Here is an 8275-nt window from a genome sequence, read left to right on the forward strand (position 1 = left end):
CACCACCCCCACCTCCCACCCAAGGAGAACCGATGACCCCTCGCAGACTCCGTCCCCGGGCCGTGCTCGCCTGCGGCGCCGGGCTGGCCGTCGCCGCCTCCCTGTCCCTGACCGGTGCGGCGGGCGCCCAGCCGGGGCCGGCGGCCGCGACGATCGCGGCGGGCTCCACCACCGTCACCCCGGCCGGCCACTCCTTCGCGGCCACGCTCAACGGGAAGGCCACCTTCAAGGCCGGCTCGGTGACCGCCACGTGTACGGTCTCCAGCTCCAAGCCGTCGGACGACCAGCCCGCCCGCAACCGGATACCGGACGCGCCCGGCAACCAGAACCCCGCGGGCCCGGTCGTCAGCGGCCTCAACGCGCCCACGTACTCCGGCTGCACCGCCAGCATCCCCGGGGTGACCACGACCGTCGCCACGTCCGGGGAGTGGCAGGTGTCCATGCAGTACGGGTCGCCGATCACCGCGACCCTCACCGTCCCGGTCGGCGGCTTCGTGCTGAAGTCCACCGGCCTGGCCAACTGCACCATCACCGCGGCCCCCACCGCGGCCGCCGACATCGCCGCCACCTACACCAACGGCTCTCCGGCCAAGCTGACCGTCGCCAACGCCAATGTGCCGGTGAAGGTCGAGGGCGGCTTCGGGTGTCCGACGAGCGCGACGACGTCCGTCTTCAACGCCGTCTACGACGTCACGGACACGACCGACCCGGGCTCGCAGATCACCGTGAGCGAATGAGCCGGGCGGTCAGCCCTTCGCCACCCGCGAAGGCGCCGCGTCCGCGACCCCGGTAGCGCCCGCCCCCGGCAGCGGATCGCTCTCGCCGCGCGCCCCCGGGACCTTCCCGAACACCAGCCTCCCGGGGCCGCTCAGCACGTACTGGATCGCGAAACCGGTCAGGACGACCAGGGCACCGCCGACCGCGTCGAGCACGTAGTGGTTGGCGGTGCCGACGATCACCGAGAGCGTCATCAGCGGATAGAGCATGCCGAGGCACTTCATCCACCGCTTCGGCGCGACGGCCGCGATCACGATGCCGCACCACAGCGACCAGCCGATGTGCAGCGACGGCATGGCCGCGTACTGGTTGGACAGCTCCGTCAGCGCGCCGAAGTCGGGGTTGTCGAGGTCCTGCGGGCCGTTGGCCGTGTCGACGAAGCCGAGGCCGGGCATCAGCCGCGGCGGCGCCAGCGGATAGGCCCAGAAGCCGGCGAGGGCGATCAGGGTCGCCAGGGACAGCGCGGTCCGGGCCCAGCGGTACGTGCCGGGCCGGCGCACGTAGAGCCAGACCAGCAGGGCGACCGGCACCAGGAAGTGGAAGGTGCCGTAGTAGTAGTTCATGCTGCCGGTGAGCCAGCCGCTGTCCGCGACGAAGCGGTTGAAGCCGTGCTCGACGTCGAGGTGCAGGAACTCCTCGATGCCGAGGATCTGCCGGCCGTGCGCCTCGGCGACGGAACGCTCGCCGGTGGCCCGGGCACGGATGACCTGGTAGACCCAGTAGCCGACCCGGAGCAGCATCAGCTCCAGCAGGACGTTCGGCCGGGTCAGCGGCCGCCGCCAGAAGCGGAACAGCGGCACCCAGGAGACGCGGCCCCGCCGCGGCTCGGCCGCCGGCGTCGGCAGCGGGCGCTCCCAGCCCTCCGCGGCGCGCGGCAGGAACGGCACCGCGCAGGCCGCGAGGAGCGCGGCCAGCAGCGGGGCGTTGTCCCCGAGTGGGCGCAGGACGGGGTTGTCCGGCATCAGCACGCGGCTGGTGAGCGTCATGACGAGGACCACGAGCACGGGCCACACCAGGCGGTCCGCGCGGCGCTTGCCCACGCGGCCGGCGACCGCGAGCAGGATCCACAGCTGCTGGTGCTGCCAGGCGGTCGGGGAGACGGCGATCGCGGTGCAGCCCGTGACGGCCGTCGCGAGGAGCGTCTGCCCGTCGAGGGCGTAGCGGGCGGCCCGGCGCAGGCCGAGCACGGCGACGGCGGCGGCCGTCAGGGCGTAGAGCGCGAGCTCGGCCGGGCCGCGCAGGCCGGTGCGGAGCAGCAGGCCGTGCAGGGACTGGTTGGCGAGGCCGTCCGGGGCGTGGCCGAGGCCTCTGCCCGCGATGTGGTGGATCCAGTACGTCCACGAGTCGTCCGGCATGACGATCCACGTCAGTGCCGTGCAGGCCGCGAAGGTGACGCCGGTGGCGGCGGCCGCGCGGCGGCGGCCGGTCAGCCACTGCAGGGCGGCGAAGAGCAGCACGGCCGGCTGCAGGGCCGCGGCGACGCCGACGAGGAGGCCGCTCGCCCGGCCGGGGCCCTGCGCGAGGCGGGGCAGGCAGCAGCCGAGGAGCACCAGGAGGACGGGGAGGATGCTCGTCTGCCCGAGCGTGAACGTGTTCCGCACGGGCAGCGACAGCACCGTGAGGATCACCGCCACGGGGGCGGCGAGCAGCGCCGTGCGGCGCGGGACGGGGCCGGGCAGGGAGCGGGCGGCGACGAGCGCCAGGGCGACGACGAGCAGGAGCGTGCCGAACGTCCAGAAGACGCCCAGGCCTTGCTCGGCCGCCTTGGTCAGAGGCTTGAGGGCAAGTCCCTCGAAGGGAGTACCGGTGAACTCGTCGGTGCCGTAGAGCGAGCCCCGTACGTGCAGGACGCCGTTGTCACCGATCCACCGGGCGAGGTCGGTGAACCTCCGCTCGGGGGGCAGCCGCAGCACGGCGGCGGCCTGACGGAGCGCCAGCAGGCCGGCGAGCAGCCACAACACGCCCAGGGTGAGGCCGGTCCACGGCCACGCCCGCGGTGGACCTTCCAGCCCGCCCCTCTGCGCATCCGCCACGCCCTGCCGCTCCTCCAGTAGGCCAGCTCCCGGTCACTCTCGTAGCGCTCTTCGAGACCTTACTGAGTCCGTGAGAAGAGACGCGGGTCACTCGGGCGTCACCTGAGAACTTCCTCGGATTCCTTCATGGAGCCCTGCCCGGGAGAGCCGCACCGGTATCGTCTCGGGAGGAAACGGCCCCATTGCCACGAGCGCGGCGGCGATGCCGCCGATAGACGACTGGTGGCGGCAGGCCGTCGTGGACACCGCAGGGGACGACGAGGCCGCTCGGTCCGCGCTGGAGGATGCCGCGGATCTCCGCCTCATCGAGGTGGCGCGCGAGGTCAGTTCGCCCGTCTCCTGAGTGTCCCGCCGCAGGCCCGCGGCCGTACGCGTGTTCTCAGCCGCCCTTCTCCCGCCACGCCTCGTGGTCCCGCCGCGGCGCCTCCCCGCCCTGCGGCCGTTCCGCGTCCGAGCCGCACAGTTCGATGTTGAGGGCGCGGACGAGGGCGTCGAGGTCCGTGGGGCGGTCGGGGGTCCACCAGTCGCCGAGGAGGTCGGCGAGGGACTCCTCGCGGGCGCGGAAGAGGCGTTCGGCGACGCGGCGGCCCTCGTCGGTGAGGACGAGGGGGAGGCCCTCGCGGCGGGCCAGGCCGCGGACCTCCAGCTGGATGGCCGCCTCGGTGACGGCGCGCAGGGGGACGTCCGCGCGCTCGGCGAGGAGGGACGGCTCGACGGAGCCGTAGCGGTTCATGCGCAGCAGCATCCAGCTGGCCGCGGGCCGCAGGTCGAGCCCGGCCCGCTCGGTGATCACCTCGTAGATCCGCTTGCGGCCCTCGCGGCTGCCGAGGAGGGACAGCGCGCGGGCGACCTCGTCGTGGGAGGAGCGTTCGACGGGGTTGCTGGAGATGACTTCGCTCGTGTCGGGGGCGGTGACGCTGCCGCGCAGGGGCTCCTCGCGCAGGAACCAGGCGAGGGCGAAGGCGGCGAGCGCGGCGGGCACCGCGTAGAGGAAGACGTCGGTGATCGAGTCGGAGTACGCGGCGAGGACGCCCGCCCGCTCCCCCGGCGGCAGGGCGGAGACGGCGCGCGGGTCGGCCTGGAGCCGGCCGGCGCTGACGCCCGGGGGCAGCTTCGCGCCGGCGAGGGCGTCGGCGATGCGCGGCCCGAGCGTGTTGGCGAAGATCGTGCCGAAGATGGAGACGCCGAAGGAGGCGCCGATGGAGCGGAAGAAGGTGGCTCCGGAGGTGGCGACGCCCAGGTCGCGGTAGGCGACGGCGTTCTGCACGATCAGCACGAGGACCTGCATGACGAGGCCGAGCCCGAAGCCGAAGACGAAGAAGTAGGCGCTCATCTCGGCGGTGCTGCTGGCCGGGCCGAGCTGGTGCAGCAGGAGCAGGCCGACGGTCATGACGGCGGTGCCGGCGATGGGGAAGGCCTTGTAGTGGCCGGTGCGGCTGACGATCTGGCCGGAGCCGGTCGAGGCGATGAGCAGCCCCGCCACCATGGGCAGCATGTGCACGCCGGACAGCGTCGGCGAGACGCCGTGCACGACCTGCAGGAACGTCGGCAGGTACGTCATCGACCCGAACATCGCGAAGCCGACGACGAAGCCGATCACCGAGCAGAGCGAGAACGCGTGGATGCGGAAGAGGCCGAGCGGCAGCACGGGCTCCGCGGCGCGCCGCTCCACGGCCACGAACGGCACGAGCAGCAGCACGCCCAGCACTCCGAGGCCGATGATCTGCCAGGACGTCCAGGGGTAGGTGACGCCGCCGAGCGAGGTCATCAGCACCAGGCAGGTGGCGACGGCGGCGATGAGGAACGTGCCGAGGTAGTCGATGCGGTGCGGGGTGCGGCGGACCGGGATGTGCAGGACGGCGGCGATGGTGAAGAGGGCGACGACGCCGATGGGCACGTTGATGTAGAAGACCCAGCGCCAGCTGAGGTGGTCCACGAACAGGCCGCCGAGCAGCGGCCCGAGCACGCTCGTGCCGCCGAAGACCGCGCCGAAGAGGCCCTGGTAGCGGCCCCGGTCCCGGGGCGGGACGATGTCGCCGACGATCGCCATCGACAGCACCATCAGGCCGCCGCCGCCGAGTCCCTGGAGGGCGCGGAAGGCGATGAGCTCGCCCATGTTCTGGGCGATGCCGCACAGCACGGAGCCGATCAGGAAGATCACGATGGCGGTCTGGAAGAGCTTCTTGCGCCCGTACTGGTCGCCGAGCTTGCCCCACAGGGGGGTCGCGGCGGTGGAGGCGAGCATGTAGGCGGTGACGACCCACGAGAGGTGTTCGAGACCGCCGAGGTCGCTGACGATCGTGGGCAGCGCGGTGGAGACGATCGTCTGGTCCAGGGCGGCCAGCAGCATGCCGAGCAGCAGCGCCCCGATCGCCACGAGGACGGTGCGCCGGGGTTGCCCCTCGCCGGGGACGGGCGGGGGCGCCGGCGCGGCGGCCACGGAGGGGCCGGGGGTCTCGTCCGCCATGGGCGCTCCTGGGTCTGCCGGGATCCCGCGGGGATCCCGGCGGCTCTCCTGGACAACGGGCTCTTCCATCGTCGTCCCGATCGGCCGGTCCGGCCCGCCGGGGTAGGCCATTGGCAGCGCCGGGAGCGTACGGGAGGAGCCGCCGGGAACGTACGAGGCGAGCCGCCGGGAGCCTGCGCGGGAGACCGGGGGCCGCCCGGGTTGGCACGAAAGGCCCCGCTCTTTGTATCGTGGAGAAACAAAGTGGCTCCGCCCGTATTCCCTGACCGGCGGGCGGGGCCGCTTGTCTTCCTCCCGCGCTCTGGAGTCCGCCGATGCAGGCCACCGCCCACGCCGCCACGACCACGCTGACCGCCCGCGCCCTGCTCCTGGACATGGACGGGACCATCGTCAACTCCGACGCCGTCGTGGAGCGCTGCTGGCGCGGCTGGGCGGCCGAGCACGGACTCGACGGCGACGCGGTGATGAAGGTCGTCCACGGCCGCCAGGGCTACGCGACGATGGCCGTGCTCCTCCCGGACCGCCCGATGGAGGAGAACCACGCCGACAACCGCCGGATGCTCGCGGCCGAGACCGCCGACATGGACGGCGTCGTGCCGGTCGCCGGCGCCCCCGCCTTCATGGCGGCCCTCGCCGCCCTCCCCCACGCCCTGGTCACCTCCGCGGACCGCGCCCTGGCCGAGGCCCGCATGGGCGCGGCGGGCCTGCCCATGCCGGAGGTCCGCGTGACCGCGGAGTCCGTCGGCGCGAGCAAGCCGGACCCGGAGGGCTTCCTCAAGGGCGCGGCCGCGCTCGGCTTCGCCCCCGCCGACTGCATCGTCTTCGAGGACTCGGAGGCGGGCATCGCCGCCGGCCGGGCGGCGGGCATGCGCGTGATAGGCGTCGGCCCGCGCGCCGCGGCCCACGCCCCGGACGTCTCCGTGGCGGACCTGACGCAGGTACGGGTCGAGCCGTCGGAGGACGGCGGCATCGTCCTGCGCATCAACAGCTGACGATCAGCGGCGCGGGCCGGGGCCGCCCACCACGGCAGAGGACCTGCCGCTAGCCCGCGACCGCCTCGTACAGGCTGAAGGCCGCCAGGGCCAGCATCACGAGGGCCGCCACCCTGGTGACGATCGCCAGCGGTACGTACTTCATCAGGGTGCGGCCGCCCACGATGCCCAGGCCCGCCACGGCCCACAGGGCCAGGACCGCGCCGAGGCCCACCGAGAGCGGGTCGTCGTAGCGGGCGGCGAGGTTGGCGGTCATGATCTGGGTGAGGTCGCCGAACTCGGCGACGAGGATCAGCATGAAGCCCGCGCCGGAGACCTTCCAGAAGGACTGGTCCGCGGGCTTCCTCAGCTCCTCGTCGTCCTCGTCCTTCTTGAACAGGAGCATGGCCGCGCCCGCGAGGAAGAGCACGCCGACCACGCACTGGACGAGCCGGTGGGGCAGCAGCGACAGGACGCTGCCGGCGGCGACGGCGAGCGCGACGTGCACGGCGAAGGCCGCGGCGACGCCGGCGAAGACGTAGCTCGCGCGGTAGCGGGTGCCGAGCATGAGGCCGGCCAGGGCGGTCTTGTCGGGCAGCTCGGCAAGGAAGACGACGCCGAAGACCAGGGCGGCGACGGTGAAGCTGAACACGTGGTCAATCCCTCAGTAGGTCGGGTGCTGCCGCACCGAGGGGACCTGTACGTTCCGCACGTTTCAGGGGTCGCTTCGGCACGGCAGCGTCATGGACACTGCGGCCGAAGGTCTCGCTGGCCGTCCCGTACGGAACGGGCGGCCTCCGGGCGCCGGCCGAGGCGAGCTCGGCAGTATGTCGACGGTCCGGCGAAGAGCTACTCCCCTTCTGCTCCCCCCAGGGTACGCGACCGCCGCGCCCCTTCCCCGCTCGCGTCCGCCCGGTGCAGCCGCCCCCGCGCCACCAGCTCCAGCGCCACCGCGACCGCGGCCACCTGCACCGCCATCAGCGCGACCAGCACGAACAGCTGCACCGCGCCCGCCGCCAGCGGCGACGCCCCGCCCAGCAGCATGCCGACGAACGCGCCCGGCAGGGTGACGAGCCCCACGGTGCGGGTCTGGTCCAGGCCCGGCAGCAGGGCGTCGGACGCGGCCGGGCGGGCGATCTCCAGCCGGGCGTCGCGGTCGGTCAGGCCGAGCGCCAGGGCCGCCTCCACCTCGCCGTGGCGGGTGTGGAGCTCGTCCAGGGCGCGCCGGCCGGCCAGCACCGTCGCGGTCAGGCCGCCGCCGATGAGGATGCCCGCGACGGGGACGAGCGCGACGCCCTCGACCGGCACGAGGCCGGTGAGCACGAGCACCGCGAGCACCGGCAGCACGCCCGCGCCGATGGGCAGGGCCGCCCACCACCACGTGCGGTTGCCGGTGATCCTGCGCCCCGCGGTCCGCACCGCCACGGCGTACATCAGGGCGACGAAGCACAGCAGCAGCGGCACGGCCCGCACGACCCAGCCGATCAGCGCCGAGACCGCCGCGAGCTGGACGGCGGCGCGCACCCCCGCGACCGCGACGGACCGCGCCCAGCCGCGGCCGCGCGCGTCGGCGAGGCGGGCGGCCGCGGCGACCGCCACCGCCGCCGCGAGGAGGGCGGCGAGCACCACGGCGAGCGTGGCGTTGACGGGCAGCAGCGTTGCGGCGGCGAGCACGCGGACCACCCTAGGCGCGCCGAACGGCCGGTTACCGGCGGTCGCATGGCGGCGTGTCAGGAAATGGGCGGCACGCTGCGCCGATCGGGTTCAACGTCACGTGAATTGACCCTTGCCTTGTCATGGCCGCGTCGTCACCCTGTTACCTGGCGACCACCCCCCGGACACCGGACGCCGCCATCCTGGCCGTTCTCCACGGCCGAAGACCCCCCACCCGACAGGGAGTTCCCATGCCCGCCATGCGCACCCGCCCCGCCGCGCGCCGTCTCTACGCGCGTCGCACCGCCGCGGCGGCGAGCGGCCTCGCGGCCCTCGCCGGCGCGCTCGTCCTGGGCGGCGGCACGGCCCACGCC

7 protein-coding genes are annotated in these 8275 nt (G+C 73.8%); 3 read left to right on the forward strand and 4 right to left on the reverse strand.

The window, feature by feature from the left end; genetic code table 11:
• The first annotated feature begins 32 nt into the window (after window positions 1–32).
• Window positions 33–737, forward strand: coding sequence for a hypothetical protein (locus ACSNOH_RS31245; protein WP_436724816.1), 705 nt, complete (start codon window positions 33–35; stop codon window positions 735–737).
• A 9-nt stretch (window positions 738–746) separates the two neighbouring features.
• On the opposite strand, the gene ACSNOH_RS31250 is transcribed toward ACSNOH_RS31245, so the two are convergent.
• On the reverse strand, window positions 747–2810 hold the full coding sequence (locus ACSNOH_RS31250; protein ID WP_436724817.1) for a bifunctional glycosyltransferase 87/phosphatase PAP2 family protein: 2064 nt from the start codon (window positions 2808–2810) through the stop codon (window positions 747–749).
• Between the two features lie 202 nt (window positions 2811–3012).
• On the opposite strand from ACSNOH_RS31250, the gene ACSNOH_RS31255 reads away from it, so the two are divergent.
• Window positions 3013–3153, forward strand: a complete 141-nt coding sequence (locus ACSNOH_RS31255) for a hypothetical protein (RefSeq protein ID WP_436724818.1) — start codon at window positions 3013–3015, stop codon at window positions 3151–3153.
• A gap of 36 nt (window positions 3154–3189) precedes the next feature.
• Here the strand turns inward: ACSNOH_RS31255 and ACSNOH_RS31260 are convergent, their stop codons facing one another.
• Window positions 3190–5277, reverse strand: a complete 2088-nt coding sequence (locus ACSNOH_RS31260; RefSeq protein ID WP_436724819.1) for an MFS transporter — start codon at window positions 5275–5277, stop codon at window positions 3190–3192.
• A 314-nt stretch (window positions 5278–5591) separates the two neighbouring features.
• Here ACSNOH_RS31260 and ACSNOH_RS31265 point away from each other — a divergent pair, with 314 nt between their 5' ends.
• Window positions 5592–6269, forward strand: a complete 678-nt coding sequence (locus ACSNOH_RS31265) for an HAD-IA family hydrolase (RefSeq protein WP_436724820.1) — start codon at window positions 5592–5594, stop codon at window positions 6267–6269.
• Window positions 6270–6318: 49 nt separating this feature from the next.
• Here ACSNOH_RS31265 and ACSNOH_RS31270 read toward each other — a convergent pair whose 3' ends face one another.
• On the reverse strand, window positions 6319–6900 hold the full coding sequence (locus tag ACSNOH_RS31270) for a TMEM165/GDT1 family protein (protein WP_436724821.1): 582 nt from the start codon (window positions 6898–6900) through the stop codon (window positions 6319–6321).
• A 197-nt stretch (window positions 6901–7097) separates the two neighbouring features.
• Window positions 7098–7922, reverse strand: coding sequence for an ABC transporter permease (locus ACSNOH_RS31275; RefSeq protein WP_436724822.1), 825 nt, complete (start codon window positions 7920–7922; stop codon window positions 7098–7100).
• Window positions 7923–8275 lie beyond the last annotated feature (353 nt).

The sequence above is a fragment of the Streptomyces sp. URMC 127 genome (genome assembly GCF_051386535.1).
Taxonomy (GTDB): Bacteria; Actinomycetota; Actinomycetes; order Streptomycetales; family Streptomycetaceae; genus Streptomyces.

Excerpts from the sequence above, each read along its gene's own strand:
- ACSNOH_RS31245 (WP_436724816.1), top strand. The coding sequence starts at position 33 with ATGACCCCTCGCAGACTCCGTCCCCGGGCCGTGCTCGCCTGCGGCGCC.
- ACSNOH_RS31255 (WP_436724818.1), top strand. The coding sequence starts at position 3,013 with ATGCCGCCGATAGACGACTGGTGGCGGCAGGCCGTCGTGGACACCGCA.
- ACSNOH_RS31260 (WP_436724819.1), bottom strand. The coding sequence starts at position 5,277 with ATGGCGGACGAGACCCCCGGCCCCTCCGTGGCCGCCGCGCCGGCGCCC.
- ACSNOH_RS31265 (WP_436724820.1), top strand. The coding sequence starts at position 5,592 with ATGCAGGCCACCGCCCACGCCGCCACGACCACGCTGACCGCCCGCGCC.